Below are 24,725 nucleotides of genomic sequence, written 5' to 3'. Positions count from 1 at the left end.
GCGTATTACCGGGATTTGTTATGTACCAACTCGACGACCTGCTGCAACTGATGGCCCGGCTGCGTGACCCGCAGCATGGCTGCCCGTGGGACTTGAAACAGTCCTACGCGAGCATCGTGCCCCACACCCTCGAAGAGGCTTACGAGGTGGCCGACGCCATCGAACGTGGCGACTTCGAGCACCTGCCGGGGGAGTTGGGTGACCTGCTGTTTCAGGTGGTGTATTACAGCCAGCTGGCGCGGGAAGAGGGGCGTTTCGAGTTTGCCGAGGTAGTCGACGGCATCACCCGCAAGCTGATTCGGCGCCATCCCCATGTATTCGTCGATGGTGATTTGTATGGCGCGCCGGATACCGCCAGGCTCGAAGAAGCGGCAGTCAAGCAGCGCTGGGAAGAGCTCAAGGCCGAGGAGCGCGCCGAGAAGGCGGGCGCGCCCGAGCAGTTGTCGTTGCTCGACGATTTGCCCAACGCCTTGCCGGCCCTGAGTCGTGCGGTCAAATTACAGAAGCGCGCAGCCCAGGTTGGGTTCGACTGGCCAGAAGCCTTGCCGGTGGTGGACAAGGTGCGTGAAGAGCTGGATGAAGTGCTCGAGGCCATGAGCGAGAATGATCCGCGGGCAATTGCCGAGGAAGTCGGCGACCTGCTATTTGTGGTGACCAATCTCGCTCGCCATCTAAAGGTCGACCCTGAGTCGGCCCTGCGTGCGGCCAATGCCAAGTTCGAGCAGCGCTTTCGTTTTATTGAACAGGCATTGCGCGAAGCGGGCCGGGCCATGGAAGATTGCGCCCTGGATGAATTGGACGCGCTATGGGGCGAGGCCAAGAAGCTTGAAAAGCAGCAGCTGGCCGACTAGCGAGCTGTGATGCAGAGATTTTGGTGGGGTGTGCCCAAGTGGTCAGCCCCGCCCTACATTTATCGTTTGTTGGGTAGATAGGTACGTTATGGCGATCTCACTACGCGATCAGTTGCTCAAAGCCGGGCTGGTCAACGAAAAGCAGGCCAAGCAGGTCAGCAAGGAAAAACAGAAGCAGCAGCGCATGGAGCACAAGGGGCAGGTCGAGAAAGACGACTCGCAAAAGCTCGCCGCCCAGCAGGCCATGGCCGAGAAAGTCGCGCGCGATCAGGAGCTGAACCGCCAGCAGCAGGAAAAGGCCGAGCAGAAGGCCCGTGCCGCGCAGATCAAGCAGCTGATCGAAGCGTCCCGGCTGCCCAAGCTGACCACTGAGGACTATTACAATTTCGTTGACGACAAGAAGGTTAAGCGCCTGTCGGTCAACACGCTGATGCGCGACAAGCTCAGCAGTGGTTCGCTGGCCATCGTGCGCAGTGGCGGTGGTTATGAAGTGATCCCGCGTGAGGCGGCGCTGAAGATTCAGGAGCGCGACCCGCAGCGCGTGATCATGCTCAACACCCCGACCGAAGCCCCGGATGCCGACGATCCATACGCCGCCTACCAGGTGCCGGATGATCTGATGTGGTAAGGGCCGTGGTGCCGTAGTCTGCGCAGCAAACCGGGTGCTCCGCCGACCTTTTGTAGGAGCGGCTTCAGCCGCGAAGCTTTTGCTGTGCCGCTTAGAATTCGCGGATAAATCCGCTCCCACAAGAGCCGTAGAGCCCATCCACACATAACGGGTACACAGCAAAAAAAAACCGAGCCACTGGCTCGGTTTTTTGTACCTGGCGCTCGTTCAGTCACGGCGGCCTTCAACCGGCTTGCCGTCGACTGTGCCGTCTTTAAGCATGATCTGGTATTCCTTGCCGTCGGTTTCAACCTGATGCAGGCGTACCAGCAAGAAGTCCCAGTCTTTGGCGAACCAGAGGATAGTCTTGCGGCTGCTTTGGGTCGGGTCACGCACGCGCTCGACCTTGATCGCGTCGATCTGACCGGCTTTGGTGCGCACGACTTCTTCACCGAGTACGCGGAAATCATAGGTTTCGATTTCGTCGCCGTCGATCACCTGGTAGCTCATGCTTTGCTTGCCGGCAGCAACGTCATATTGCAGCACCAGTTGATAGGTCGACTTGTCCTGTACGCCGCGATTCAGTGGAAAACTCACAGGATCGCCGCGGTCGGTGCCGGTTACTTGCTTGCCGGCCCAGTCGAAGTCGTGCTTGATTTTCTTGCCTTTGCCCAGGCCGCTGCGCTCGAAACGATAGGTCAGGGGCATAAAAGCATTGTTGTCGAGGCGGAAGGTGCTTTGTTCACTAAGGCCGGCCACTAGCATGGAGGCTTCGAAATTGAGCTGCCAGCGTTCGTTGTCCAGAGCCTGCAGGCTGCGTTGCGCAGTGCCGCTGACCGGCAGTTGTTTCCAGTCGGCGGTGTAGCTGGCGGAGAATGGTTTCAGCTCGCTGGCCAGGGCCGGCAAGCTGAATAAGGCGATGGCGAACAGTAAGGCGCGACGCATGGTATCTCCTGGGTGCCTGTCGGACTTGACCGTTCGTAGCGAGGGAAAGTCCGTGGTCCGACAATTCAGTTAGAGTCAGTGTTGTTGGTCTTACGAGGCTTATAGCTGGCTATTTATCAAGTAAGAGCAGAAAAACGCCGGCCCCGGCTGCTCTGCAGTAGAACAGCGTTGAGCCCGACAGGTTCCTATGTGCGAATCAGGTGGCCAGAACTCGGCAGTGGCTGGCCATCCAGCATTGCGCCTTGTGCATCGAGACGCAAGCGGCCTTCAGCGAACCAGCGCACGGCCAATGGGTAGATCACGTGTTCCTGCCGGTGTACCTGTTGCGCCAAGCTATCCAGCGTGTCGTTCGCGCGTACCGGTATCACTGCCTGTACGACCAGAGGGCCACCATCGAGTTCCTCGGTAACAAAATGCACGCTGCAGCCATGCTCGCTGTCGCCTGCTTCGAGTGCTCGCTGGTGGGTGTGCAGGCCCTTGTATTTGGGCAGCAACGAGGGGTGGATATTCAGCAGGCGGCCGGCGTAGTGACGGACGAAGCCCGGCGTGAGGATGCGCATGAAGCCGGCGAGTACCACCAGCTGCGGTTCGAAGGCGTCTATAGCCTCGACCAGCGCGGCATCGAAGGCCTCGCGGCCTTCGAACTGCTTGTGGTCGAGCACTGCGGTGGCGATGCCAGCCTGTTTTGCGCGCTCCAGGCCATAGGCATCAGCGCGGTTGGAAATCACCGCACTGACACGCGCCGGATTGCCGTCATGGGCGATGCTGTCGATCAGCGCCTGCAGGTTGCTGCCGGAGCCGGAGATCAGCACCACCACATTGCACTGTGCCGACATTAGTGCTGTTTCAGGTTGTTCAGCACGACCTGGGCGGCACCTTCGGCGGCTGTGCCGATCTGGCCGATCACCCAGGGCTGTTCGCCAGCGGCGACCAGGGTTTGCAGGGTCAGCTCGACGTCATCCTGAGCCACGCAGATGACCATGCCTACGCCACAGTTGAGCACGCGGTGCATCTCGGTTTCGTCGACATTGCCTTGCTCTTGCAGCCAGTCGAATACCGCTGGGCGAGTCCAGCTGGCCACGTCGACCACTGCCTGGGCGCCGTCGGGCAGCACGCGTGGGATATTGTCGAGCAGGCCGCCGCCGGTGATGTGGGCCATGGCCTTGACCGCGCCAGTGTCCTTGATCAGCTTGAGCAGCGGCTTGACGTAGATGCGTGTCGGCGCCATCAGCAGGTCGGTCAGCGGCGTGCCGTCGAGCTGGATGGTTTCGATGTCGGCACCCGCAACTTCGATGATCTTGCGGATCAGCGAGTAGCCATTGGAATGCGGGCCGGAGGACGGCAGGGCGATCAGGGCGTCGCCGCTGGCAACCTTGGAGCCGTCGATGATGTCGGCTTTTTCTACCACGCCGACGCAAAAACCGGCCAGGTCGTAGTCTTCGCCTTCGTACATGCCCGGCATTTCAGCGGTTTCGCCGCCGACCAGCGAGCAACCTGCCAGCTCACAGCCAGCGCCAATACCAGTGACCACGGTGGCGGCCACGTCGACGTTGAGCTTGCCGGTGGCGTAGTAGTCGAGGAAGAACAGCGGCTCGGCGCCACACACCACCAGGTCGTTGACGCACATGGCGACCAGGTCCTGGCCGATGCTGTCGTGCCGGTTCAGGTTCAGTGCCAGGCGCAGTTTGGTGCCAACACCGTCAGTACCGGACACCAGCACGGGTTGCTTGTAGCCAGCGGGGATCTCGCAGAGGGCGCCGAAGCCGCCCAGGCCACCCATTACTTCCGGACGCGCGGTGCGTTTGGCCACGCTTTTGATGCGCTCGACCAGGGCTTCGCCTGCGTCGATGTCTACACCTGCGTCCTTGTAGCTGATGGAGGGTTGCTTGCTCATAGATCCAGGCCTTTAAGGGGAATGTCGGATGTGCACCGGCGCTGCGGCGGTCGGTCTGCGAAGGCGCGCGATTTTATCAGGCTTGCCGGGCAGCGGCCACCTGCGGCGTGTGGTGGTTGCCGGGTCGCGGGCGGCTGTTTAAGGTATAAGGCTTGTGCTATGGCTTGTACGCCACCTTCCGTCTGTCGAGAACCCTTTCATGCGCCTGATCGCTCGTCTGTTATTTCTCAGTCTGCCGCTGTTCAGCCTGTCCATTGAGGCGGCGCCAGTAAGCGATCTGTATCAGGTTCGCGAGCCTGTTGCCAGCCAGCAGCCGGAGGAGCGCGATGCTGCCTTGAATCGCGCCCTGCAGACCCTGGTGCTGCGCCTGACCGGCGACCGCGAGGCGGCAAAGAGCCCGGCGCTGGCCGAGCTGCGCAAGGATCCGCAGCAGATAATCAGTCAATATGGTTATGAAGAAGGCATTTTGCTGGTCGATTTCGATCCCGCCAGCACCGACCGCAGCCTGCGTCAGGCCGGATTATCACTGTGGGGAGCCAATCGCCCAGTGATTCTGCTGTGGTGGCTGAACGATGCCAGCGATGGTTCGAGCCTGGTCGGCGACGGGCAGAGTAGTGCCGCACCCTTGCGTCAGGCAGCTCAGCACCGTGGCCTGCCGCTGCGCCTACCGCTTGCCGACTTGAGCGAGCAGTTGCTGGCTACTTCCGAGAACCTTGGCGCGACTGAGCCAGAGGCGCTGCGTGGCGGCTCCGAGCGCTACGGCGCCGATGCCCTGCTGGCTGTGCAGGCCCGTGAAGATAACGGCGAGTGGCAGGCCCAATGGCGTCTGTGGTTGGGCGATGAGCGTGAGCAAGGCAAGGCTCAGGGTGCCGATCAGGCGACATTGGCCGATGCTGTGCTGTTGATGGTGAGCGAGCGGCTGGCGCAGCGTTACGTGGTTGCCCCAGGTGCTGCGAGCAACCTGACCCTGGAGGTGCAGGGCACCGATCTGGCGCGCTATGCCGAGTTGCAGCGGATTCTCCAGCCGCTGGCTGCGCAGCTGCACAAGGTCGAGGGTGATCGCCTGATCTATCAGGTTAATGCCAATGCCGAACAGTTACGCGCGCAGCTGGCGCTGATGCATTTACAGGAAGTGGCTGTCGAAGCCCAGCCAGTCGATGCCGGTCAGTCGATGCAGCCGCCGACCGACGCGCCAGCGCCTCAGGTGCTAAAGCGCGACGATGTGCTGCGTTTTCGCTGGTAGACTGCCGCGGGTCACCGAGTGCTGACGGCCGCATAGGTCATACGTGGGTGCTGTTCAATACTGCGTGGCACCCTATTTCACGTTGCTCTACCAGACGCTTACTCACGGCTCTGCAGAGTGCCCGGATGCACCAATCGAGGATTGAGCATGATTGATTCACGTCGCTGGCTATGGATAGCTGGGCTGCTTCTGCTCGGTTGGCTGCTGTATGTACTCCAACCGATTCTCTCGCCGTTCCTGATCGGCGTACTGCTGGCCTACCTGGGTGATCCTTTGGTGGATCGGCTCGAACGTTGGAAGCTTTCGCGCACCTGGGGCGTGATCGTGGTCTTCGCCCTGTTCAGCCTGATTCTTGCGGTTTTGCTGCTGGTGCTCGTGCCAATGCTCGGCAAGCAGCTGATGCGCCTCTATGAGCTGGCACCGCAAATGCTCGACTGGACCCAGCATCAAGCGTTGCCTTGGGTGCAAGCCAAGCTGGGATTGAATGACGGTTTCTGGCGTTTCGATCAGATCAAGGCTGCGTTCTCCGAGCACCTGGGTCAAACCACCGACATTCTTGGCATGCTCCTGTCAAAAGCCACGGCCTCAGGCCTGGCGCTGTTGGCCTGGCTGGTCAATTTACTGCTGATTCCGGTGGTCAGCTTCTATCTGATGCGCGATTGGGATTTGCTGGTCGCCCGACTTCGTGGCTTATTGCCCCGTCATCACGAAGGCCTGGTGGTGAAACTGGGCCGCGAATGTCATGACGTACTCGGCGCCTTCCTGCGCGGGCAACTGCTGGTGATGTTGGCCTTGGGCCTGATGTACGCCGTTGGTCTGATGCTGATCGGCCTGGAACTGGGGCTGCTGATCGGCATACTGGCGGGCCTGGCCAGCATCGTGCCTTACCTGGGGGTGGTGGTTGGGATTAGCGCAGCATTGGCTGCCGGCCTGTTTCAGTTTGGCGGCGATGTCTACCCGCTGCTGGCCATTGTTGCAGTCTTCACTGTTGGCCAGATGCTCGAAGGTATGCTGCTGACTCCCTGGCTGGTCGGTGACCGGATCGGCCTGCATCCTGTCGCGGTGATCTTCGCGATCATGGCTGGTGGTCAGTTATTCGGCTTCACCGGTGTGCTCCTGGCCTTGCCGGTGGCTGCAGTGATCATGGTTCTAGTGCGCCATGCACATGATTTGTATAAACTTTCGGATCTTTACGGGGAACCCCCCAGCGCTTCTGACGAGCCGATCAGCCCTGCATGAGACCCATTCAACTGCCCTTGGGCGTGCGTCTGCGTGATGACGCCACCTTTGCCAACTACTATCCCGGCGCCAATGCCGCGGCGCTTGGCTATGTCGAGCGTCTGTGCGAGGCCGAGGCCGGCTGGGCAGAAAGCCTGATCTATCTGTGGGGCGGTGCAGGGGTGGGGCGTAGCCATCTGCTCCAGGCGGCCTGTCTGCGTTTCGAACAGAACGGTGAGCCGGCAGTTTATCTGCCGCTGGCGGAGTTGGTCGAACTCGGCCCGACCATGCTGGATAACCTGGAACAGTATGAACTGGTCTGTCTTGATGACCTGAATGCCGTTGCCGGGCTTAGTGATTGGGAAGAGGCGCTGTTTCATCTGTTCAATCGCTTGCGCGATAGCGGCAGACGTTTGCTGCTCGCGGCCAGCAGTTCGCCGCGCGAACTGCCAGTCAAGCTGGCGGACCTACAGTCGCGCCTGACCTTGGCACTGGTCTTCCAGCTGCAGTCGTTGTCCGATGAAGACAAATTGCGCGCCCTGCAATTGCGTGCTTCGCGTCGCGGCCTGCACCTCAGTGATGAGGTTGGCCGTTTTATCCTGACCCGGGGCGAGCGCAGCATGAGCGCGCTATTCGAGTTGCTTGAGCGACTGGATCAGGCCTCCTTGCAGGCCCAGCGCAAGCTGACTATTCCCTTTCTCAAAGAAGTCCTGGGGTGGTAGCAATCGATTGCTTGGTCGTTGCTGCTAGCGTTTGATGGGTTACGCGGCACGGATATCCGCGCGGTTAGCGGCTCTGCCAGCATGCGGCTAACCCCTCCGGGCTGGCAGTCGCAGGGCTTTTGTAGGGTGTGGCGGGGCGCTTAGGCTTCAGCGCAGCGATACCTGTCGACTGGTTGCACAGCCGCTGAGGTTGTTGATTTCGCAGGTCGCGGTGATGGGTATCGCTTCGCTCAACGCCATCCTACGGGGGCCACACGCTGACTCGCTGCAGCTACTCCCCAGCCAGTTTGCGGTCGTACTGGAAGCACCAGCGGGTGTACATCAGCGCGGCGCAGAACAAGCTGACACTCAGCACCGCTTGTGCCCAACCAAACAGCGCCTTGGACGGATCGAAGGCGGCCAGGACCCCCTGAATGAAGTACAGGTTGACCACGAAGCAGGCCCAAGCATGGGCGCGCGCGTTGCCGAGGATCAGCCCAGGGGCAAGCAGCAGCAAGGGAACCAGCTGGAAGGCCACGATCACCCAGAGCAGTTTGCTCGGTATGCCGGCAAACACCAGGTTCCACACCAGCAGCAATACCGCCAGAGCCAGGAAACTCGCCAGGCTGATGGCGCGACTGATGGCCATGCGCGGTTTCAACCAGGCGAGCGCCGGCAGGGGTTTGGGGATTTTAGCCACGGGTTGTCTCCAGTTTGATTGCGGTGTTCGCCAAGCGCTGGCCGAGTACGCGGCAGAGGGCGATTTCATGTTCGTCGAGGGCGCGTTTGCCGTCGGCACCCGCCAGATGGCTGGGGCCGTAAGGGGTTCCGCCGCCGTGGGTTTCCAGCAGTGCAGATTCGCTGTAAGGCAGGCCGGTGATCAGCATGCCATGGTGCAGCAGTGGCAACATCATCGATAGCAGGGTGGTTTCCTGGCCGCCGTGCAAACTGGCAGTGGAGGTGAATACGCCGGCCGGTTTACCGACCAGGCCACCGCTCAGCCACAGGCTGCTGGTGCCATCGATGAAGTATTTCAGTGGCGCCGCCATGTTGCCGAAGCGTGTCGGGCTACCCAGTGCCAGACCTGAGCAGTTCTTCAGGTCGTCGAGGCTGGCATACAGCGCACCTTCGGCTGGAATTTGCGGGGCTACCGCCTCGCACTCGCTGGAGATTGCCGGCACCGTGCGCAGGCGCGCCTCCAGGCCAGCCATTTCCACACCACGGGCAATCTGTCGGGCCATGTCAGCGGTGGCGCCGTGGCGGCTGTAATACAGAACCAGAATATAGGGTGCGCTCACGGCAGAATCTCCAGGATTTTCTCCGGTGGCCGGCCAATTACCGCTTGGCTGCCGACGATCAGAATCGGCCGCTCGATCAGTTTGGGATGGGTGGCCATGGCTTCGATCAATTGCGCTTCGCTCAGGTCCGTGGCGGCCAGGTTCAGCGTGCGATAGTCATCTTCGCCGCTGCGCAGCAGTTGTCTGGCGCCGATCCCGAGTTTGCCGAGTATGTCGCTTAATTGGGCGACGCTGGGCGGGGTGTCCAGGTAGCGCACGATGGTCGGCGTAAGGCCGCGCGCTTCGAGCAGTTGCAAGGCGCTACGGGACTTCGAGCAGCGGGGATTGTGGTAGAGCGTCAGATCGGTCATGTGCAGGTCGCATCTTGCGTCAGGTGACGGCTATTCTAACCGCGTCGGCCCGCTAGTCTGAACAGGGTGAAGTGTTTGTGGTCTGCATTGGGGCCAGTTGGTTAATCGCTAAGGAGAATGCATGCGTCAGCGCTTGAATGATTGGTTGGAATTCTGGCGTTTTCTGCTGCAGCGCTTTCTCGCCGACCGTGGTGCCAACAATGCCGCGGCGTTGACCTACACCACGCTGTTTGCGGTGGTGCCAATGATGACCGTGACCTTTGCCATGCTCTCCGCCGTGCCGGCTTTTCAGGGCACGGGTGAGCAAATCCAGACCTTTATTTTCCGTAATTTCGTGCCTTCGGCCGGTGAAATGGTTCAGGAGTACCTGCGTAACTTCACGGCGCAGGCCCGTCAACTGACCTGGATAGGCGTGATCGTATTAGCGGTTACTGCCTTCTTGATGCTGGTCACCATAGAAAAAGCCTTCAACACCATCTGGCGGGTACGCCAGCCGCGCCGGGGTGTTTCGAGCTTTCTGCTGTATTGGGCAATTTTGAGTCTGGGCCCTATCCTGCTCGGCACTGGTTTTGCGGTCAGCACCTATATAGCTTCGCTGTCGCTTATTTCCGGTCCTGATGCGTTGATTGGTGCGAAAACCTTGCTGGGTTTTGCGCCGCTGCTGTTCAGTGTGGCGGCGTTTACCCTGCTCTATGCCACGGTACCTAATGCACGGGTGCCTGTGCGACATGCCTTGATGGGCGGGTTGTTCACTGCCGTGCTGTTCGAGGTGGCTAAAGCGTTGTTTGGGTTTTATGTGCAGCGCTTTCCGGGCTATCAGTTGATTTACGGCGCTTTTGCCACTGTGCCGTTGTTCCTTCTGTGGATCTACCTGTCGTGGTTAATCGTGCTATTTGGTGCCGAACTGGTCTGCAACCTGAACGCCTCGCCGCAGTGGCGAAAACGTGCAATGCCGCGGTTGTTGGTGGTGATGGGGATCTTGCGGGTGTTTTATGCGCGGCAGCAGTCAGGCCTGAAAGTGCGCCTGCGCGATGTACAGCGTCAGGGCTGGCAGTTGCCGGAGCATGAGTGGGAGGAGGTGCTCGATTTTCTTGAGCAGCAGCAGTTGGTTGCGCCGACTAGCGCGGGATCGTGGGTATTGAGTCGTGATCTCGATCACTACAGCCTGCAGCAGTTGCTGAAACGCAGCCCGTGGCCGTTACCGCAGCTCAGCCAGTTGCCGGAGCAGCTCGATGAGCCCTGGTATCCAGCGCTGCGTCAGGCACTGGAGCAGCTGTACGAGGAGCAGGCTGTGCTGTTCGATGGCAGCCTGGCGGACTGGCTGAGCCCTGTCGCCGAGTAACAAAAAGCACAGTATTGCTATGGCGCCTCTCAGGTCCCCCTAGGGCGAATGCAGGCCGGCACATTTTTGCTCATCACTTGTGCGAGACATGCCACTGGCTGTTGGGCCTCGTCGCGCTCAGCCCCAACCGAGCCCTCTCGCAGTGTCTGCCGCTCAGGCCAGGAGCAGCGGGTGACGCGCGACCAGGGCTGTGCCGAGGTCGGTCGGCGGTAGCTGCATGATCACCTGGCTATGCACGTTGGCCTGCTGCAGCCAGAGATTTTCACCTTCGCCGAATTGCCCATGGGGTAGCCACAGACCGTGACGCCAGCCATTCCCGGGCTCTGGCGTGCTCTGCAAAACGCCTTGGTGAGTTTGTGCGCTGGGTGTGCGGCGTAGCCAGACCGGTTTCGCCAGGCCTTTCAGGTAGTGCAGCCCGAGGTGCAGCCCCTCGATGTTGAGATGACGCCAGCGCACCAGTGCCAGGCGCGGTGTCGGGTTGCTGGTCAGCAAGAGCACCAGTTGTCCCACGGCTACGTGCGCGGCTTGGTCGGGATGGCACAGCAGGCGCGCGCCACCGGCACTGGCATCGAGCATCTGGGCTGCCGAGGAACAAGGCCGCTGCTCCAGTAATTGGGCGTGGATGGCTGGCAAGCCGACCAGCAGGTTGCAGGTCACGTCAAATTCTTCACGAGGGTCACGGCGTTGCTGCTGGCCCAGCCAGTGGTGTCGGACGCGTTCAAGTAGCTGGTGCTCGTGGGTACTCTGCAGCGGGGCTGGATCATCCAGTGCGACCAGCAGGGCGCCCAGCTCGAAACGCCTCAGGTAGTCGCGGCTGCCGTCGGGTTGCTGCGCATAACCAAGGCAGGGCTGCGACTCGGTCAAGTCGACAACCGGGGCCTCGCTGTCGCCCTCGTCATCCCAAGGCAGCAAGCGAGCCAGGCTTGCCAGGGGGGCGAGGGCGCCAAATAGCTGAGGGCATTCGCCCTCGGCAAGGTGAAAGGGGTTGCTCAGGGCGAGCAGCAGCATCTGTTGGTACAGGCCGCGCAAGGTGCACGCCGGTGCCGGTTGGAAGGCTGCTGCAACCGGCTCATCCAGGCAGTCCTGGTGCTCGCCTATCCAGTACAGCAGATGACTGTCGCGCCACAGGCTTGGCGCCGGTTCCTGATACCGCTGGTAGTTACGTAGCAGACTTTGCGCGAGGAAATGCAGGGCCATGTACAGGCACCAGGCCAGGTGCGGGCGCGAGGGCTGCCGGCCTTTTAGAATCTGCAGAAGCAGACGCTTGAAACCGATGGCCAGCTCATTGCATAGACGCACGAACAGCGGGGAAGGGGGCTTGCCGTAAAGGTAGGCTGCGGCATAGTGTCGGTACTCATCGCTGCAGTTTTGCAGTGCGCGTTGCCTTTCGAGTAAGGTCATGGCGCTGCGATTGAGCCTGAACAGCAGGCTGAGCAACAGTTGCAGCGCATCTTCATGCTGCAGCGAACGGGCTTGGGCTAACCGCTCGTTAAGATCGGCCAACGGCGCCGCGTCTTCATCGAGGATGTCCGGCACTTCAAGGCGCAAGGCATCTAGCGTCATATCAACCCAATGTGGACGAGGAACGAATGCATGGGAACACGACTCCAGGTCGTTATTCGTACGGTAATAGGAATTTGCGTTGGCTTGCTGCTGGCTGGTTGCGCTGAAGATGTCGGCGTCGATCAGCATGGGCAAAAGGTACCGGCTGAGCGCCTGGAAGGCCAGTGGTTGGTGATTAATTACTGGGCCGAATGGTGTGCGCCCTGCCGCAGCGAGATTCCCGAATTGAATGCGCTCGCCGTGCAGTTCAAAGGGCAGCCGGTGAGTGTGCTGGGGGTGAATTTCGACGGCTTGCAGGGAGCCGATCTGACCACGGCGTCACAGGCAATGGGGATTGAATTCACCGTGCTCGCGCAAGACCCGGCCGTGCGCTTCGGTTTGCCACCGAGCGCCGTGCTGCCGGTGACTTATATCGTCGATGATCACGGACAGATGCGCGAACGCTTGCTCGGCGAACAATCCGCCAAAGGCCTGGCGGCGCGGGTGCAGGCCTTGCGTACGGGAGAATAGAGGCATGCAACGAATGTGTTTACATGGTTATGTCAGCGGCCGGGTGCAGGGTGTGTTCTTTCGCCATGCGACTGCCGATCACGCCGAGCGCCTGGCGTTGGATGGCTGGGTGCGTAACCTGAGCGATGGCCGTGTCGAGGTGTTGCTCGAAGGCGAAGAGGCGGCCGTGCGCGAGCTGGCCGCCTGGCTGGAGCAGGGGCCGCCCAAGGCCAAGGTTACTGCGGTCGCGCTGGAGGAGCAGACGCTGCAAGGGATTGCCGGCTTCATCGTGCGGCGCTGATGGCGTGTAGGCTGGCGTTGAAGTGGCCGGGTGCATCCTGGGTTGCATGCCCATGCGGAGCGTGGGAACGATCAAAAATCAGACACAAAGTCTTGTAGGAGCCAGTGACTGTAGGATGGCGTTGAGCGCAGCGATACCCATCAAGCGGTTTATGTCTGTACCCGTTGGCATGGCGAATATCGATGATGGGTTACGGCGCCTTTGTTCTGCTGGCAGCAGGTCAATTTGCGGGCGCCTAACCCATCCTACGGTCTTGCTCCTTGAGTGCTCCAGTTTGCAGCGCGACAGCGCGGGGTCGAAGACGAGGCGGGGTCTTTTGCGAGCTATGTGCTCGGCCTACGTTGCCGCAGGCCATTGCACATGAACTCAGAACCTACCGAGGATGCGTCCACTCATCCGCCAATCACGGTTTGACGTACCAGAAGTCGTGCCAGAAGCCGATGACCTTGGCGGGGTAGGTCTGTTTGCCAAGGCTGCCGTTATAGCGGGCCAAGGCGCGGCTCAGGTTGCCGCCCTCTTTGCGCAAATAGAAGCTGAGAATGGTGCAGCCGTAACGCAGGTTGGTGGCGTTATCGGTGAGGTTGTCCTGCGGGCGACCGAGTTCGGCTTTCCAGAACGGCATGACTTGCATCATGCCCTGGGCGCCTGCCGAGGAAATAGCGAACCGGTCGAAGTGGCTTTCCGTGTGGATCAGCGCCAGAACCAAGTCGGGGCGCAAGCCCGCCTTGCTGGCTTCGCGGTGTACCAGCCTGAGCAGGGTCAGGCGTTCTTCCGCGTCGGGGATGTAGCGGGCCAGGCGGGTCGACATGTCCAGCAACCAGACTTCTGCATCGAAGCGATCCTGAAAGCTGTCGGCGTCGGCCACTGTGCGTTGCAGCAGCGCCCGCAGTTCCGGCTCGGCTGCCTGGCGCAGGTTGGCCTGGCTGGGTGGGCACAGCAGTGCAATCAACAGGGTCAGGCACAGGCGCAAGGCCATGTTCCGGCTCAGTCGTTACCGGGGTCGGCAACCAAGCGCCCGGCATCCTGGATCAGGGCCAGCAAAAACTGCTCCTGCAGCTCGGGGTCGTTGCGGGTCAACTCGATCAAGCTCTGTTCCAGTTCGCTGGCTTCTTCTTCCAGGCCCAGCTCAGACAAGCGCTTGACCCGGTGCACCCATTGCTCGACATCGTCGCCTTCCAGGTCATCGTAGATCAGCGTGTGCGCTTCCTGCAGCTTGCCGCGCAGGGTGCGACTGACCATAAGAGCAGCATCTGCTCGGGTCGAGCCCTGCGGGTCTGCAACGCTCAGCTGCAGGGTGCCGATACGGCTGACATCCTGCTCGGCAAAGGGGCTGTCGAGCAGGTTGAGGCGCAGTACGCCATTGCGATCGGTCAGCAGCTCATGGGTTTGCCCGTTGGCGTTGACCAGCACCGAGCGCTCAGCCCAAGGCAAGCTGGAGTATTCCATGCGGGCATCCTGGCGTTGCTCGTCGAGGCTGGCGAGATTTTGTTGCGAGCGGCCGTTGGACTCGACGTTCATGAATGGATTGAGCCCGGCGAAGCCATAGCTGATCCAGTCTTTAGTGGCGCTGTCCGGCAGCCTGCCGAGCAATACCACGTTGAGTGCGTTGGCGCCGATGCCGGCGACCACAGCAACTGCGCCGAGCGGCACTTCGTAGAGCTCGCGCCAGGGCTGGTAAGGCGTGTAGCGGTCGTAGCGACGCGTGACCTCGAAGGCGGTCACCTCAAAGGTCTTCTGTTCATGCACCCGTATTCGCCGCTGCGGCAATTCCAGTACGCGTGGTTCGCCAACGTCTATTTGCAGGCTGTGATCCAGCAGATTGCGTTCGACGCGCTCTTCATGCTCGCTGCGTTGTGGCAACTGGTTGGCACAGCCACTCAGGAAAAGGGCGCCGCAGAGTGCGGAGCCAACGAGGCCCAGGGTGTTTCGTGTGAACATGACGGCTCTTTTGAAAGGCTGAAATCAGCGGCGGATACGTGCTTGGATGAACGGCATGATGTCGGCGACAGCAACCACCTGGGCTTCAGTTTCCTGACGGCTCTTGTATTCCAGATTGCCATCGGCCAGGCCGCGATCACTAATCACAATGCGATGCGGGATGCCGATCAATTCCATGTCTGCGAATTTGATGCCCGGACTGGTCTTCTTGTCACGGTCATCGAGTAGCACTTCAAAGCCGGCAGCCGTCAGATCAGCATAGAGCTGGTCGGTGGTTTCACGCACGGCGTCGGTTTCATAACGCAACGGCACCAGCGCGACCTGGAACGGCGCCAGCGTGTCGTTCCAGAGAATTCCGCGCTCGTCATTGTTTTGCTCGATGGCCGCAGCCACCACGCGCGATACACCGATGCCGTAGCAGCCCATGGTCAGGGTTGCAGGCTTGCCATTCTCGCCCATCACGGTGCAGTTCATCGCTTCGCTGTATTTACTGCCCAGCTGGAAGATATGCCCGACTTCGATGCCGCGCTTGATCTCCAGCGTGCCCTGGCCATCCGGGCTTGGGTCGCCAGCGACGACGTTGCGCAGGTCGGCGACTTCAGGCAGTGGCAGATCGCGCTCCCAGTTGGCGCCGAAGTAGTGCTTGTCGTCGATATTGGCGCCAATGGCGAAATCGCTCATCAGGGCCACCGAGCGGTCGACGATGCACGGCAGTGGCAGGTTCAGCGGGCCGAGGGAGCCAGCGCCAGCGCCAATGGCGTCACGTAGTTCGGCTTCGGTGGCCATGGTCAATGGGCTGGCGACCTGTGCCAGGTTAGCCGCCTTGATCTCGTTCAGTTCGTGATCGCCGCGAATGATCAGCGCGATCAACTTGCCGTCTTCGGCACCCTGCACCACCAGGGTCTTGATGGTTTTTTCGATGGGCAGGTTGAAGCCTTCGACCAAATCACTGATGGTCTTGGTATTAGGCGTATCGACCAGGCGTAGTTCTTCAGTGGCGGCGCCGCGCACGGTTTCGCGCGGAGTAGCTTCGGCTTTTTCGATATTGGCGGCGTAGTCGGAGCTGTTGCTGAAGGCGATATCGTCTTCGCCAGACTCGGCCAGCACGTGGAACTCATGGGAGCCGGTGCCGCCGATCGAGCCGGTGTCGGCCTGTACCGGACGGAAATTCAAGCCAAGGCGGGTGAATATGTTGCAGTAGGCCTGGTGCATGCGGTCATAGGTCGCTTGCAGCGACGCCTGATCGACATGGAAAGAATAGGCGTCCTTCATGATGAATTCGCGGCCACGCATCAAGCCGAAGCGCGGACGAATCTCGTCGCGAAACTTGGTCTGGATCTGGTACAGGTTGAGCGGCAACTGCTTGTAGCTGCTCAATTCGTTGCGTACCAGGTCGGTGATCACTTCTTCATGGGTCGGGCCGACGCAGAACTCGCGGCCGTGACGGTCTTTGACACGCAGCAATTCTGGGCCGTATTGCTCCCAGCGGCCCGACTCCTGCCACAGCTCGGCGGGTTGGATAGCCGGCATCAGCACCTCGAGGGCGCCTGCGGCGTTCATCTCTTCGCGCACGATCGCCTCAACCTTACGCATCACGCGCAGGCCCATCGGCAGCCAGGTATACAGGCCCGAGGCGAGTTTACGGATCATCCCGGCGCGCAGCATCAGCTGGTGGCTGATCACCACGGCATCGGAAGGGTTTTCTTTAAGTGTCGAGAGCAGGAACTGACTGGTGCGCATAATTGGCCGTTCTGTCGGTTGCAAGGGCTTTTAATAGGTCGGCATTGTACGGTGCCTGTACTGTTGCGTACAGGATGCAGGCAGGCTGTTCAACAGGAGGCGGATGTGACGCAAATGACGGCGGAACAGGTTCAAGCGCTGATTCGGGCGGGTTTGCCAATAGCTGAAGATATCGAGCTGTGTATCGACCGCTTGGATGCGCAGGGCGTACTGGCGCGGGTACCGTTTCACGAAAAGCTGATCCGTCCGGGTGGCACGTTGTCGGGGCCGACCATCATGGCGCTGGCGGATGCGGCCATGTACGCGGTGGTGTTGGGGCGCTTGGGACGCGTGGAAATGGCGGTGACCTCGAACCTGAATATCAACTTTCTGGTCAAGCCAAAACCGGTGGATCTATTCGCCGAGGCGCGAATATTACGCCTGAGTCGACGCCAGGCGGTGTGCGAAGTTTCGCTGTATTCGCTGGGTAATGAAGAGGAGTTGGTGGCGCATGTGACGGGCACTTACGCCTTGCCGCTTTGATAGTGGGCGGTTGAATAGTGATCAATGGATAACTGGTAGACAAGAAAAAGCCCGGCAGAAGCCGGGCTTTTCATGTCGCTAACGAATTACAGCTGAATTACAAAACGCTCAGCGGGTATTCGACGATCAGACGGAAATCGTTTACGTCGCCACCGTAAGAGCTATTTGCACGGTAGATGGCATTGCGAACGCGGAAGGACAAGTCCTTCGCAGCGCCTTCTTGGATCACGTACTTGGCTTCGATATCCAGTTCGTGTTCTTTGGCGTTGTTGTCAGTAATATCGCCAAGGTCATTGCGGGTAGTGATATCGGTACCGGTGATGTATCGGGTCATGAAGCTCAGACCTGGTACGCCGAAGGTGGCCATGTCGATGTCGTAACGGGCCTGCCAGGACTTCTCGTTTTCAGCGTTGAAGTCGGAGTACTGGACCGAGTTCGACAGCCAGATGGTGCCGCCACCGTCAACGCCGTAAGCGTAGCCAGCATCACCGCTGGACCGCTGGTGAGCAACAGTGAAGGTGTGAGCGCCCAAGTTATAAGCGGCGGCCAAGCTCCAGATCTTGTTGTCAACTTCGCCGGCTAGTTCTTGACCTTCGCCGCGAGTTCTGTAGGCATTGAAATCAAAGTTCAGGCCCTGATCTTCTGCCAGTGGCAGATTGTAGTTCAGGTTGACATAGGTCTTCTTGAAGTAGTCTTCGACGTCCGAGGCGTGGATGGCGCCGCTGAAGTTGTCGGTGAAGCTGTAGCTGGCGCCTATGATGTTGGCGGAAGTCAGGCCTGCTTCGCCCTTGCCGTTGATGTCATCACGGCTGGAGCCGGTCTGGCTGCTCAGTGCGGTGAAGCGACCAGCAGTCAGTTCCAGGCCTTCGATCTCGTTGCTGGTCAGCAAAGTACCAGTGGCGACTTCCGGCAGGATGCGGCTGTCGTCGGTGCTGAAGACCGGGCTACCGGTGAACTGGTTGCCGTACTTCAGTACGGTGTCAGAGATGCGGAACTTGATGGCGCCGCCCACTTCGGTCTGGGTGTCGTCACCGCGACCGCTGTCGGTAGTGCCGAACTGGCCGGTGTTGTGGCGGCCGCGGCCGCTGTCGATCTTGATGCTGCTCAGGGAGTGAGCGTCGACACCGACACCGACGGTGCCTTGGGTGAAGCCGGATTCGGCCAGCAGGCGGATGCCCAGGCCGAATTCTTCGCGGTAACCATTCTTGAAACCGCTGGACTTGGAGGCGTCGGCAATATTGCCGCCACCGTTACGGAAGTCACGGTTCATGTACAGGGCGCGGTTGAAGATATTGAAGCTGCTGTCTTCAACAAAGCCCTTGGATTCGGACTGGCTCGAGGCCATGGCCATTTGGGTACTGCCCGCTGCTACTGCGAGGGCGATTACGCTCCACTTCATCACTTGCATCGTGATTGCTCCTTTGGTTTAGAAGAGTTGCGCTGTCCAACTAATTGTTATATGGACAGCTCTTTCTTTTTGTGTCGGCGCTAACTTATAACACGCGGCCAAAGTTGGCGACAGTTGCAATCTATTCCTTGCGTTTTGTTCACAGTCATGTCGCAAAAAAGGTTGAGGCATGTCGCAATTCTGTAGTTTTTCGCGTGTATTTTGCAGCGCTGACAAATTCTATGATTTCGGTTGCTAGTAACCGGGCTTTTTGCTGGGCGGCACGCCGTGCCGAACCCTGAGTAATCTAAAGCAAGAGTCGTGCTCAAAAGGCTGAGTATTGCTGGTGGGCGGGGTTTTTTTCGTGGCCAGGCTTGTTTGGGCGAGCATCAAAAAGCCTTGGCGCCAGGTTTAATGCGGGCTGGCGGTGCTCTCTGTCGCGCGCGTTTTGCAGTGTAGGGGTGGCTGGTCCGGCGTTTGTTGCTGCGCATTGGCAGCACTCTGCCGGGCGGTGCGGGTTGCCGCGGTAACGTCTGCAGGGCTTTTTATTACGGTTAGAAACAAACTGTGCGCACTAATGGTGCGTGCTCGGTCGGTGTGTGCCGCTGGGCGGCGTATTGGCGGCGGTTGAGTGTTCACGTGAATCCGCCGTAGCTCCCGCGTATCCTGCTTGCCCGTCGTTTGGCGTGTCGGGTTGTATTTATGGCGCTAAGCTTTGTCTATTCAGTGGTGTAGCAGGAGGGTGGCCTATGTTTGTTTTGGATCCGCGTTTGCAGCAGGACACTCTGCCGGTGGGCGATTTTTCGTTATGCCGTTTGCTGCTGATGAATGATGCGCACTACCCCTGGTTTATCCTGGTGCCGAGGCGCGAGGATGTGAGTGAGCTGTTTCAGCTTGATGCCGATGACCAGCAAGCCCTGTGGAAAGAAACCACGAGGCTGGCCGAGACGCTCAAGGACGCCTTCGGTGCCGACAAAATGAACGTTGCCACCCTGGGAAATATGGTTAGCCAACTGCACATGCATGTGATCGCTCGGCGTCGTGACGATGCCGCCTGGCCTGCGCCCGTGTGGGGGCGGTTGCCTGCGCAGCCTTACAGCGATGAGCAGGTGCTGGCGATCAAGGACAGGTTGCGCCTGGTGCTGACTGAGAATTTTTGTTTTATCGAGGGCTGAGTATGAATGCCGAACAGCGAATCACCGATCTGGAAAGCCGCTTGGCTTTTCAGGATGACACCATTCAAACACTCAATGATGTGCTGGTGACTCAGCAGCGAGAGCTGGATCGTTTGCAGTTGCAGCTCGCGGCCCTGGCCAGGCGTCAGGAGGAAATTGGCGGGCAACTTGATGCGGTGGAGGATGAGCTGCCGCCGCCTCACTATTAGTGTCGAGACAGGGTTCAAATGTCGCAAACTTGTAGGAGCACGCCATGCGTGCGAATCGCCGGCATGGCCGGCTCCTACGCCTGACGGCTAACGGCGCATGGGACTCCACGACAAATGATCTGTGGCGCGACAATAGTAGTCGCTGGCGACGTTGTATAAACAGAAAAGCCCGCATTTTGCGGGCTTTCTGCTTTGCGTCGAGGCTAGCGGCGCGCAGGAGATGCCGCTATCACGTCTTCCGCTTGCAGGCCCTTATCGCGCTGCATGACGGAGAATTCGACGCGTTGACCCTCGACCAGTACCCGATGGCCTTCGCCGCGAATCGCGCGAAAGTGGACAAAGATGTCGTCACCCGAGTCGCGAGAAATAAAGCCGAAGCCTTTGGAGGTGTTGAACCATTTGACCGTGCCGGTTTCTCGGTCGGTCATGTCATGGGTCACGGCGCTGCCGCGGAAGTTCAGGCGCAAGTTAGTCATCAGGTGCAGCAATACTGCAGCCACAACGACCAGCAAGCTAAACAGGGTGGCAGGCTGATCGGCAATCGTTGGTAGCGGGGCTAACAGTATCAGGGCCTGCAACAATGTGCCCAGGATCAACAGGGCTGAAACCAGGTTTTGCAGTTGATGGCGCAGGCCGGCGTGCCAGATTGGCAGTTGCGGTGCCAGGAGCAGGTTGAGTAAGCCAAACAAGCCAAGGCAGAGGGCTTCTGGCTGTTGTAGGAAGGGCAGGGTTTGAGTACTTAGGCTTGGCACAAATGACAGCAGCAGGGCAGTTAGGCCCGTTAGCAGGTGGACAATTTTCAACATGTTCAATGAGCTCACTTATTAAAAGGATCGCCAGGAATAGCTGATTGCACAGGCATTGCCTTGAGTTGAGGGCGTTGTGGATGCGCGTGTAATCAGCCTATGCACTGCTCCAGTAGCTCGGAGCAGTGGCACGGGGCGTATTTAACAGCAAAGAGGGGAGCTACTCAAATCAAGCGCTTATGGCGGTTTCGCGTGGTTCGGGTTGTACCTGGTTGCGGCCGTTGTGTTTGGCCTGGTACAGGGCGTCATCGGCACGGGTAAGCAGGCTTTCCAGGGTGTCCCCGGGTTTGGCGAGGGCATAGCCGAAGGAGGCGCTGATGCTGTCGAGCACCTGGTCGGTACGGCGTACCTTTATCCGCAGGGACTGGATTTTCTCCCGCAAGCCTTCGGCGAATTCGTGTGCGCCCTGCGTGTCTGGGCACTCGCGAAGGATTATGCAGAACTCTTCACCGCCGTAGCGCGCGGCAGTGGCGCGCGGGGGCAGTGCGTCGCGCAGCAGTTGACCGACATGCTGCAGGACACGGTCACCCAGTGGATGGCCATATTGATCGTTGAACTGTTTAAAGTGGTCAATATCCAGCATTACCAAAGCGACGCCTTGGTGTTCGCCCGTCAGCGCTTGTTCCAGCAGGCGGGTAAAGGCATGCCGGTTGAAGATCTGAGTCAGGCTGTCGAGGGTTGCCGCGACGTGAGCACGCTCTAGCTGGCCGCGTAGGTGCTGGATTTCGTTCTGCGCTGCACGAATGCGATAGAGGAACTTCTCTTGCTGTTCCTGCATGAGCTGGGTGCTTTGCTGCAGGTCGTTGAGTACGTTGGGCAGGTCGTCGATGATCGGTTCTTGCAGTGCGCTGAGGCCCTGCTGCAGGCTGGCTTGATAGTTGTGGCTGCCCGTAACGCTGAGGGCGATGCCATCTTCTAGGGAATCGGCCAGTTCGATGACTTGTTGCTGGCCAGCGCGGGCCTCGTCGAGTTCGTTACGAATGACGTAGTCGCGGAATAGCTTGACCGCTACTTCCGCTGGAAAACTGTCGAAGTCGCTGACGATTTTATCCAGGCGGCGGTTTAACTCCGGCACCTGGCCTTGGCTGTAGGTGTACCAAAGCGCGTAGTGCAGCGGATTGGGCGGTATGCCGTGACGCATCATGAGGGGCACGGCCAGTTTCAGCAGGGCGGCGGCCTCGCGGGTGTCTTCCGGGTAGCGCTCAAGGATATTGAGGTTTTTGTCTGGCTTGCTCATGCACGTCACTGTGGCAAGTTGCGGATAGCTAAAGCATAGAGCACGCGCTGATCTTGCGCCTAGACACATTTCGCGCTTGGGCGGTCCAGTCGCAAGCACAGGCAAAGACCTGTGGTCTTTGCCTGCTGGTTATTTTATGCGCTGTGCGGGAGTGGTGCTCGCTGTTCTGTTAGGCGTCGAGCAGGCTGCGCAGCATCCAGGCGGTTTTTTCATGCACTTGCATGCGCTGGGTCAGTACGTCTGCGGTGGGTTCGTCGCTGACTTTGTCGAGCAGCGGGAAGATCCCGCGCGCAGTGCGAATCACGGCTTCCTGACCTTGAACCAGCTGTTTGATCATGTCGGCAGCGTTCGGCACGCCTTCTTCTTCTTTAATGGACGACAGGCGCGCATAGGCTGCGTAGGTGCCAGGTGCCGGGAAGCCCAGGGCGCGAATGCGCTCGGCGATCTGGTCGACGGCCAAGGCTAGTTCGGTGTATTGCCCCTCGAACATCAGGTGCAAGGTGTTGAACATCGGGCCGGTGACGTTCCAGTGAAAATTGTGAGTTTTCAGGTACAGGGTGTAGGTGTCTGCAAGGAGGCGGGATAGCCCTTCAGCGATGGCTGCGCGGTCCTGTTCAGCGATGCCGATATTGATTTCCATAACGTTTCTCCTTTCAAGTGGCTTGGAGTTTGTCAGGCTCCGCAGTTGTTCGAGCCTAACATAGGCTCTGCTGGCTTTATCTTGGCTTATATCAATAAGTGCCATTGTCTGATGCTATGAATGTCGCTCATGCATATCCTCTGGGGCTTCGTGTGCATGGCGCTTGCTCAAGGCATATGTCTGTTAGGGTGGCTGAGCAACGGCGCCTGGGGCGGCGGCTGCAAGTAACGGCTTAACCATATATAATCTTGCGCTTTACTGCTGCGAGCGGGTCTGGGGCTGTTTGGCGCAAGCGCGCCGTTGGTTGCCAGCCCCGTCGAATGTTGCAATTGCAAAAAAAATACCGCGTGAACCTGCCGACAGGTATGGCCCCGGACAAGCGCCGCGCTCCATGCGGCCCAACGAATTCAAGACTCAAGAGAAGCGATTACCACCATGATGCGCAGCCATTATTGCGGCCAACTGAACGAGAGCCTGGACGGCCAGGAAGTCACCCTTTGCGGTTGGGTACATCGCCGTCGTGACCATGGCGGGGTGATTTTCCTCGACATTCGTGACCGCGAAGGTCTGGCCCAGGTGGTATTCGATCCTGATCGTGCCGAGACGTTTGCTGTCGCCGATAAAGTGCGCAGCGAGTATGTGGTGAAAATCACTGGCAAGGTGCGCCTGCGTCCAGCCGGTGCCGGCAACGCCAATATGGCCTCCGGCGCCATTGAAGTGCTCGGCTATGAGCTGGAAGTGCTCAACGAGGCGGAGACCCCGCCGTTCCCGCTCAACGAATACTCCGATGTCGGCGAAGAAACTCGTCTGCGCTATCGCTTTATCGACCTGCGCCGCCCTGAAATGGCAGCCAAGTTGAAGCTGCGTTCGAGCATCACCAGCAGCATCCGCCGCTACCTGGATGACAACGGCTTCCTCGACGTGGAAACGCCGATTCTCACCCGTGCCACTCCGGAAGGCGCGCGTGATTACCTGGTGCCGAGCCGCACCCATGCTGGCAGTTTCTTTGCCCTGCCGCAGTCGCCGCAGCTGTTTAAGCAGTTGCTGATGGTCGCGGGTTTCGACCGCTACTACCAGATCGCCAAATGCTTCCGTGACGAAGACCTGCGTGCCGACCGCCAGCCGGAATTCACCCAGATCGACATCGAGACCAGCTTTCTCGACGAAGCCGACATCATGGGCATCACTGAAAAGATGATCCGTCAGCTGTTCAAGGAAGTTCTGGACGTCGAGTTCGGCGAGTTGCCGCACATGACCCTGGCCGAAGCCATGCGTCGTTTCGGTTCGGACAAGCCGGATTTGCGCAACCCGCTCGAGCTGGTGGATGTCGAGGATCAGCTCAAGGACGTCGACTTCAAGGTGTTCGCCGGCCCTGCCAACGACCCCAAGTGTCGCGTGACCGCGCTGCGTGTACCGGGCGGGGCGAGCATGCCGCGCAAGCAGATCGATGACTACACCAAGTTCGTCGGCATCTACGGCGCCCGTGGCCTGGCCTATATCAAGGTCAACGAGCGCGGCAATGGCGTTGAAGGTTTGCAGTCGCCGATCGTCAAGAACATCCCGCTGGACAACATCAATGTGATCCTCGATCGCGTCGGTGCGGTCGATGGCGACCTCGTGTTCTTCGGCGCCGACAAGGCCAAGATCGTCAGCGAGGCCTTGGGCGCGCTGCGTATCAAACTGGGTCACGACCTTAACCTGCTGACCTGCGAGTGGGCGCCGCTGTGGGTCGTCGACTTCCCGATGTTCGAAGAGAGCGACGACGGCAGCCTGACTGCCATGCACCACCCGTTTACCGCGCCAAGCTGCAGCCCGGCAGAGCTGGAAGCCAATCCGGCGGCCGCGCTGTCGCGGGCCTACGACATGGTGCTGAACGGCACTGAACTGGGTGGCGGTTCGATCCGTATCCATGACAAGTCCATGCAGCAGACCGTGTTCCGTGTGCTTGGCATCAGTGAAGACGAGCAGCAGGAGAAGTTCGGCTTCCTCCTCGACGCCCTGAAGTTCGGCGCGCCACCGCACGGCGGACTGGCCTTCGGTCTCGACCGCCTGGTGATGCTGATGACCGGCGCGCAGTCGATCCGCGAAGTGATCGCCTTCCCGAAAACCCAGAGCGCGGCCTGCGTCATGACTCAGGCGCCGGGTGTGGTGGATGCCAAGTCGTTGCGCGAATTGCACATTCGCCTGCGCGAGCAGCCCAAAGCCGAATAAGCTTTGCCGACGACAAGGAGCCTGGGTTTTCCAGGCTTCTTCGTTATGGGTGCTATGT

The 24,725-nt window shown here is 59.7% G+C and carries 26 protein-coding genes and 1 pseudogene; 12 read left to right on the top strand and 15 right to left on the bottom strand.

Annotated elements, in window-relative coordinates:
- Positions 1 to 20: 20 nt before the first annotated feature.
- Together mazG and Q8K09_RS09095 are read left to right on the top strand one after the other, a co-directional pair.
- Positions 21 to 851, top strand: coding sequence for a nucleoside triphosphate pyrophosphohydrolase (gene mazG / locus Q8K09_RS09100; protein WP_305254643.1), 831 nt, complete (start codon positions 21 to 23; stop codon positions 849 to 851).
- Positions 852 to 939: 88 nt separating this feature from the next.
- Entirely contained in the window at positions 940 to 1,479 is a 540-nt protein-coding gene (locus tag Q8K09_RS09095) for a DUF2058 domain-containing protein (RefSeq protein ID WP_305254642.1), read from the top strand.
- Between the two features lie 207 nt (positions 1,480 to 1,686).
- On the opposite strand, the gene Q8K09_RS09090 is transcribed toward Q8K09_RS09095, so the two are convergent.
- The 3 genes from Q8K09_RS09090 to purM form a co-directional block, all read right to left on the bottom strand.
- Entirely contained in the window at positions 1,687 to 2,403 is a 717-nt protein-coding gene (locus tag Q8K09_RS09090; protein ID WP_305254641.1) for a DUF3108 domain-containing protein, read from the bottom strand.
- Positions 2,404 to 2,588: 185 nt separating this feature from the next.
- Entirely contained in the window at positions 2,589 to 3,239 is a 651-nt protein-coding gene (purN, locus tag Q8K09_RS09085) for a phosphoribosylglycinamide formyltransferase (RefSeq protein WP_305254640.1), read from the bottom strand.
- Positions 3,239 to 4,297: a phosphoribosylformylglycinamidine cyclo-ligase gene (gene purM / locus Q8K09_RS09080; RefSeq protein ID WP_305254639.1), complete on the bottom strand. Its 1,059-nt coding sequence runs from the start codon at positions 4,295 to 4,297 to the stop codon at positions 3,239 to 3,241. Before purM ends, purN begins: the two co-directional genes overlap by 1 nt.
- A 199-nt stretch (positions 4,298 to 4,496) precedes the next feature.
- Between purM and Q8K09_RS09075 the strand changes: the two genes are divergently transcribed.
- The 3 genes from Q8K09_RS09075 to hda all read left to right on the top strand — a co-directional run bounded on the left by Q8K09_RS09075 (position 4,497) and on the right by hda (position 7,480).
- Positions 4,497 to 5,540, top strand: a complete 1,044-nt coding sequence (locus tag Q8K09_RS09075) for a DUF2066 domain-containing protein (protein WP_305254638.1) — start codon at positions 4,497 to 4,499, stop codon at positions 5,538 to 5,540.
- Between the two features lie 147 nt (positions 5,541 to 5,687).
- On the top strand, positions 5,688 to 6,779 hold the full coding sequence (locus tag Q8K09_RS09070; RefSeq protein WP_305254637.1) for an AI-2E family transporter: 1,092 nt from the start codon (positions 5,688 to 5,690) through the stop codon (positions 6,777 to 6,779).
- Complete coding sequence (hda, locus tag Q8K09_RS09065; RefSeq protein WP_305254636.1) at positions 6,776 to 7,480, top strand: DnaA regulatory inactivator Hda; 705 nt, start codon at positions 6,776 to 6,778, stop codon at positions 7,478 to 7,480. Before Q8K09_RS09070 ends, hda begins: the two co-directional genes overlap by 4 nt.
- A 271-nt stretch (positions 7,481 to 7,751) precedes the next feature.
- On the opposite strand, the gene Q8K09_RS09060 is transcribed toward hda, so the two are convergent.
- Genes Q8K09_RS09060 through arsC form a run of 3 tightly spaced genes read right to left on the bottom strand, consistent with a single transcriptional unit; the run spans position 7,752 to position 9,107 of the window.
- Complete coding sequence (locus tag Q8K09_RS09060) at positions 7,752 to 8,159, bottom strand: DUF2069 domain-containing protein (protein ID WP_305254635.1); 408 nt, start codon at positions 8,157 to 8,159, stop codon at positions 7,752 to 7,754.
- The gene (gene wrbA, locus Q8K09_RS09055) at positions 8,152 to 8,757 is read right to left on the bottom strand and encodes an NAD(P)H:quinone oxidoreductase (RefSeq protein ID WP_305254634.1); all 606 of its coding nucleotides are present in this window, start codon (positions 8,755 to 8,757) and stop codon (positions 8,152 to 8,154) included. Before wrbA ends, Q8K09_RS09060 begins: the two co-directional genes overlap by 8 nt.
- The gene (gene arsC, locus Q8K09_RS09050; RefSeq protein WP_305254633.1) at positions 8,754 to 9,107 is read right to left on the bottom strand and encodes an arsenate reductase (glutaredoxin); all 354 of its coding nucleotides are present in this window, start codon (positions 9,105 to 9,107) and stop codon (positions 8,754 to 8,756) included. The genes wrbA and arsC overlap by 4 nt, the downstream gene beginning before the upstream one ends.
- A 121-nt stretch (positions 9,108 to 9,228) precedes the next feature.
- On the opposite strand from arsC, the gene Q8K09_RS09045 reads away from it, so the two are divergent.
- The gene (locus Q8K09_RS09045) at positions 9,229 to 10,449 is read left to right on the top strand and encodes a virulence factor BrkB family protein (RefSeq protein WP_305254632.1); all 1,221 of its coding nucleotides are present in this window, start codon (positions 9,229 to 9,231) and stop codon (positions 10,447 to 10,449) included.
- Between the two features lie 153 nt (positions 10,450 to 10,602).
- On the opposite strand, the gene Q8K09_RS09040 is transcribed toward Q8K09_RS09045, so the two are convergent.
- Complete coding sequence (locus Q8K09_RS09040; protein ID WP_305254631.1) at positions 10,603 to 12,012, bottom strand: PilZ domain-containing protein; 1,410 nt, start codon at positions 12,010 to 12,012, stop codon at positions 10,603 to 10,605.
- Positions 12,013 to 12,042: 30 nt separating this feature from the next.
- Between Q8K09_RS09040 and Q8K09_RS09035 the strand changes: the two genes are divergently transcribed.
- Positions 12,043 to 12,522, top strand: coding sequence for a TlpA disulfide reductase family protein (locus tag Q8K09_RS09035; protein WP_305254630.1), 480 nt, complete (start codon positions 12,043 to 12,045; stop codon positions 12,520 to 12,522).
- Between the two features lie 4 nt (positions 12,523 to 12,526).
- On the top strand, positions 12,527 to 12,802 hold the full coding sequence (locus tag Q8K09_RS09030) for an acylphosphatase (RefSeq protein ID WP_305254629.1): 276 nt from the start codon (positions 12,527 to 12,529) through the stop codon (positions 12,800 to 12,802).
- A gap of 403 nt (positions 12,803 to 13,205) precedes the next feature.
- On the opposite strand, the gene Q8K09_RS09025 is transcribed toward Q8K09_RS09030, so the two are convergent.
- The 3 genes from Q8K09_RS09025 to Q8K09_RS09015 are packed head-to-tail and all read right to left on the bottom strand — an operon-like array spanning position 13,206 to position 16,480.
- A complete protein-coding gene (locus tag Q8K09_RS09025; RefSeq protein ID WP_305254628.1) occupies positions 13,206 to 13,778 on the bottom strand; it encodes a transglycosylase SLT domain-containing protein in 573 nt (190 codons plus the stop codon).
- An 8-nt stretch (positions 13,779 to 13,786) separates the two neighbouring features.
- A complete protein-coding gene (locus Q8K09_RS09020; RefSeq protein WP_305254627.1) occupies positions 13,787 to 14,740 on the bottom strand; it encodes a hypothetical protein in 954 nt (317 codons plus the stop codon).
- Positions 14,741 to 14,764: 24 nt separating this feature from the next.
- Positions 14,765 to 16,480 carry a proline--tRNA ligase gene (locus Q8K09_RS09015; RefSeq protein ID WP_305254626.1) on the bottom strand — a complete coding sequence of 572 codons (1,716 nt, stop codon included), beginning with the start codon at positions 16,478 to 16,480 and terminating at the stop codon, positions 14,765 to 14,767.
- Positions 16,481 to 16,594: 114 nt separating this feature from the next.
- Here Q8K09_RS09015 and Q8K09_RS09010 point away from each other — a divergent pair, with 114 nt between their 5' ends.
- Entirely contained in the window at positions 16,595 to 17,002 is a 408-nt protein-coding gene (locus Q8K09_RS09010; protein WP_305254662.1) for a PaaI family thioesterase, read from the top strand.
- Between the two features lie 97 nt (positions 17,003 to 17,099).
- Here Q8K09_RS09010 and Q8K09_RS09005 read toward each other — a convergent pair whose 3' ends face one another.
- Positions 17,100 to 18,410: an OprD family porin gene (locus Q8K09_RS09005; protein WP_305254625.1), complete on the bottom strand. Its 1,311-nt coding sequence runs from the start codon at positions 18,408 to 18,410 to the stop codon at positions 17,100 to 17,102.
- A 728-nt stretch (positions 18,411 to 19,138) separates the two neighbouring features.
- Here Q8K09_RS09005 and Q8K09_RS09000 point away from each other — a divergent pair.
- Together Q8K09_RS09000 and Q8K09_RS08995 are read left to right on the top strand one after the other, a co-directional pair.
- Positions 19,139 to 19,564 carry an HIT domain-containing protein gene (locus Q8K09_RS09000; protein ID WP_305254624.1) on the top strand — a complete coding sequence of 142 codons (426 nt, stop codon included), beginning with the start codon at positions 19,139 to 19,141 and terminating at the stop codon, positions 19,562 to 19,564.
- A 2-nt stretch (positions 19,565 to 19,566) separates the two neighbouring features.
- On the top strand, positions 19,567 to 19,773 hold the full coding sequence (locus Q8K09_RS08995) for a SlyX family protein (protein ID WP_305254623.1): 207 nt from the start codon (positions 19,567 to 19,569) through the stop codon (positions 19,771 to 19,773).
- A 203-nt stretch (positions 19,774 to 19,976) separates the two neighbouring features.
- Here the strand turns inward: Q8K09_RS08995 and Q8K09_RS08990 are convergent, their stop codons facing one another.
- From Q8K09_RS08990 to Q8K09_RS08975, 4 genes and pseudogenes are all read right to left on the bottom strand, one after another.
- Positions 19,977 to 20,201, bottom strand: a complete 225-nt coding sequence (locus tag Q8K09_RS08990; RefSeq protein ID WP_172147515.1) for a cold-shock protein — start codon at positions 20,199 to 20,201, stop codon at positions 19,977 to 19,979.
- A gap of 57 nt (positions 20,202 to 20,258) precedes the next feature.
- Positions 20,259 to 20,579 (bottom strand): annotated as a pseudogene (locus tag Q8K09_RS08985) (cold shock domain-containing protein membrane protein); the annotation flags it as partial.
- 169 nt (positions 20,580 to 20,748) lie between these two features.
- Positions 20,749 to 21,816 carry a GGDEF domain-containing protein gene (locus tag Q8K09_RS08980; protein ID WP_305254622.1) on the bottom strand — a complete coding sequence of 356 codons (1,068 nt, stop codon included), beginning with the start codon at positions 21,814 to 21,816 and terminating at the stop codon, positions 20,749 to 20,751.
- Positions 21,817 to 21,985: 169 nt separating this feature from the next.
- Positions 21,986 to 22,456: a Dps family protein gene (locus Q8K09_RS08975; RefSeq protein WP_305254621.1), complete on the bottom strand. Its 471-nt coding sequence runs from the start codon at positions 22,454 to 22,456 to the stop codon at positions 21,986 to 21,988.
- 435 nt (positions 22,457 to 22,891) lie between these two features.
- Between Q8K09_RS08975 and aspS the strand changes: the two genes are divergently transcribed.
- Entirely contained in the window at positions 22,892 to 24,667 is a 1,776-nt protein-coding gene (aspS, locus tag Q8K09_RS08970; protein WP_305254620.1) for an aspartate--tRNA ligase, read from the top strand.
- Positions 24,668 to 24,725: the final 58 nt, after the last annotated feature.

The sequence above is a fragment of the Pseudomonas sp. genome (genome assembly GCF_030683065.1).
Classification (GTDB): domain Bacteria; phylum Pseudomonadota; class Gammaproteobacteria; order Pseudomonadales; family Pseudomonadaceae; genus Aquipseudomonas.
Note: the sequence above shows the minus strand (reverse complement) of the source record. Positions and strands in the feature narration are given on the sequence as shown.

Coding starts and splice junctions, on each gene's coding strand:
- mazG (WP_305254643.1), top strand. CDS start 21: ATGTACCAACTCGACGACCTGCTGCAACTGATGGCCCGGCTGCGTGAC.
- Q8K09_RS09095 (WP_305254642.1), top strand. CDS start 940: ATGGCGATCTCACTACGCGATCAGTTGCTCAAAGCCGGGCTGGTCAAC.
- Q8K09_RS09090 (WP_305254641.1), bottom strand. CDS start 2,403: ATGCGTCGCGCCTTACTGTTCGCCATCGCCTTATTCAGCTTGCCGGCC.
- purN (WP_305254640.1), bottom strand. CDS start 3,239: ATGTCGGCACAGTGCAATGTGGTGGTGCTGATCTCCGGCTCCGGCAGC.
- purM (WP_305254639.1), bottom strand. CDS start 4,297: ATGAGCAAGCAACCCTCCATCAGCTACAAGGACGCAGGTGTAGACATC.
- Q8K09_RS09075 (WP_305254638.1), top strand. CDS start 4,497: ATGCGCCTGATCGCTCGTCTGTTATTTCTCAGTCTGCCGCTGTTCAGC.
- Q8K09_RS09070 (WP_305254637.1), top strand. CDS start 5,688: ATGATTGATTCACGTCGCTGGCTATGGATAGCTGGGCTGCTTCTGCTC.
- hda (WP_305254636.1), top strand. CDS start 6,776: ATGAGACCCATTCAACTGCCCTTGGGCGTGCGTCTGCGTGATGACGCC.
- arsC (WP_305254633.1), bottom strand. CDS start 9,107: ATGACCGATCTGACGCTCTACCACAATCCCCGCTGCTCGAAGTCCCGT.
- Q8K09_RS09045 (WP_305254632.1), top strand. CDS start 9,229: ATGCGTCAGCGCTTGAATGATTGGTTGGAATTCTGGCGTTTTCTGCTG.
- Q8K09_RS09040 (WP_305254631.1), bottom strand. CDS start 12,012: ATGACGCTAGATGCCTTGCGCCTTGAAGTGCCGGACATCCTCGATGAA.
- Q8K09_RS09035 (WP_305254630.1), top strand. CDS start 12,043: ATGGGAACACGACTCCAGGTCGTTATTCGTACGGTAATAGGAATTTGC.
- Q8K09_RS09030 (WP_305254629.1), top strand. CDS start 12,527: ATGCAACGAATGTGTTTACATGGTTATGTCAGCGGCCGGGTGCAGGGT.
- Q8K09_RS09025 (WP_305254628.1), bottom strand. CDS start 13,778: ATGGCCTTGCGCCTGTGCCTGACCCTGTTGATTGCACTGCTGTGCCCA.
- Q8K09_RS09020 (WP_305254627.1), bottom strand. CDS start 14,740: ATGTTCACACGAAACACCCTGGGCCTCGTTGGCTCCGCACTCTGCGGC.
- Q8K09_RS09015 (WP_305254626.1), bottom strand. CDS start 16,480: ATGCGCACCAGTCAGTTCCTGCTCTCGACACTTAAAGAAAACCCTTCC.
- Q8K09_RS09010 (WP_305254662.1), top strand. CDS start 16,595: ATGACGGCGGAACAGGTTCAAGCGCTGATTCGGGCGGGTTTGCCAATA.
- Q8K09_RS09005 (WP_305254625.1), bottom strand. CDS start 18,410: ATGCAAGTGATGAAGTGGAGCGTAATCGCCCTCGCAGTAGCAGCGGGC.
- Q8K09_RS09000 (WP_305254624.1), top strand. CDS start 19,139: ATGTTTGTTTTGGATCCGCGTTTGCAGCAGGACACTCTGCCGGTGGGC.
- Q8K09_RS08995 (WP_305254623.1), top strand. CDS start 19,567: ATGAATGCCGAACAGCGAATCACCGATCTGGAAAGCCGCTTGGCTTTT.
- Q8K09_RS08990 (WP_172147515.1), bottom strand. CDS start 20,201: ATGACCGACCGAGAAACCGGCACGGTCAAATGGTTCAACACCTCCAAA.
- Q8K09_RS08980 (WP_305254622.1), bottom strand. CDS start 21,816: ATGAGCAAGCCAGACAAAAACCTCAATATCCTTGAGCGCTACCCGGAA.
- Q8K09_RS08975 (WP_305254621.1), bottom strand. CDS start 22,456: ATGGAAATCAATATCGGCATCGCTGAACAGGACCGCGCAGCCATCGCT.
- aspS (WP_305254620.1), top strand. CDS start 22,892: ATGATGCGCAGCCATTATTGCGGCCAACTGAACGAGAGCCTGGACGGC.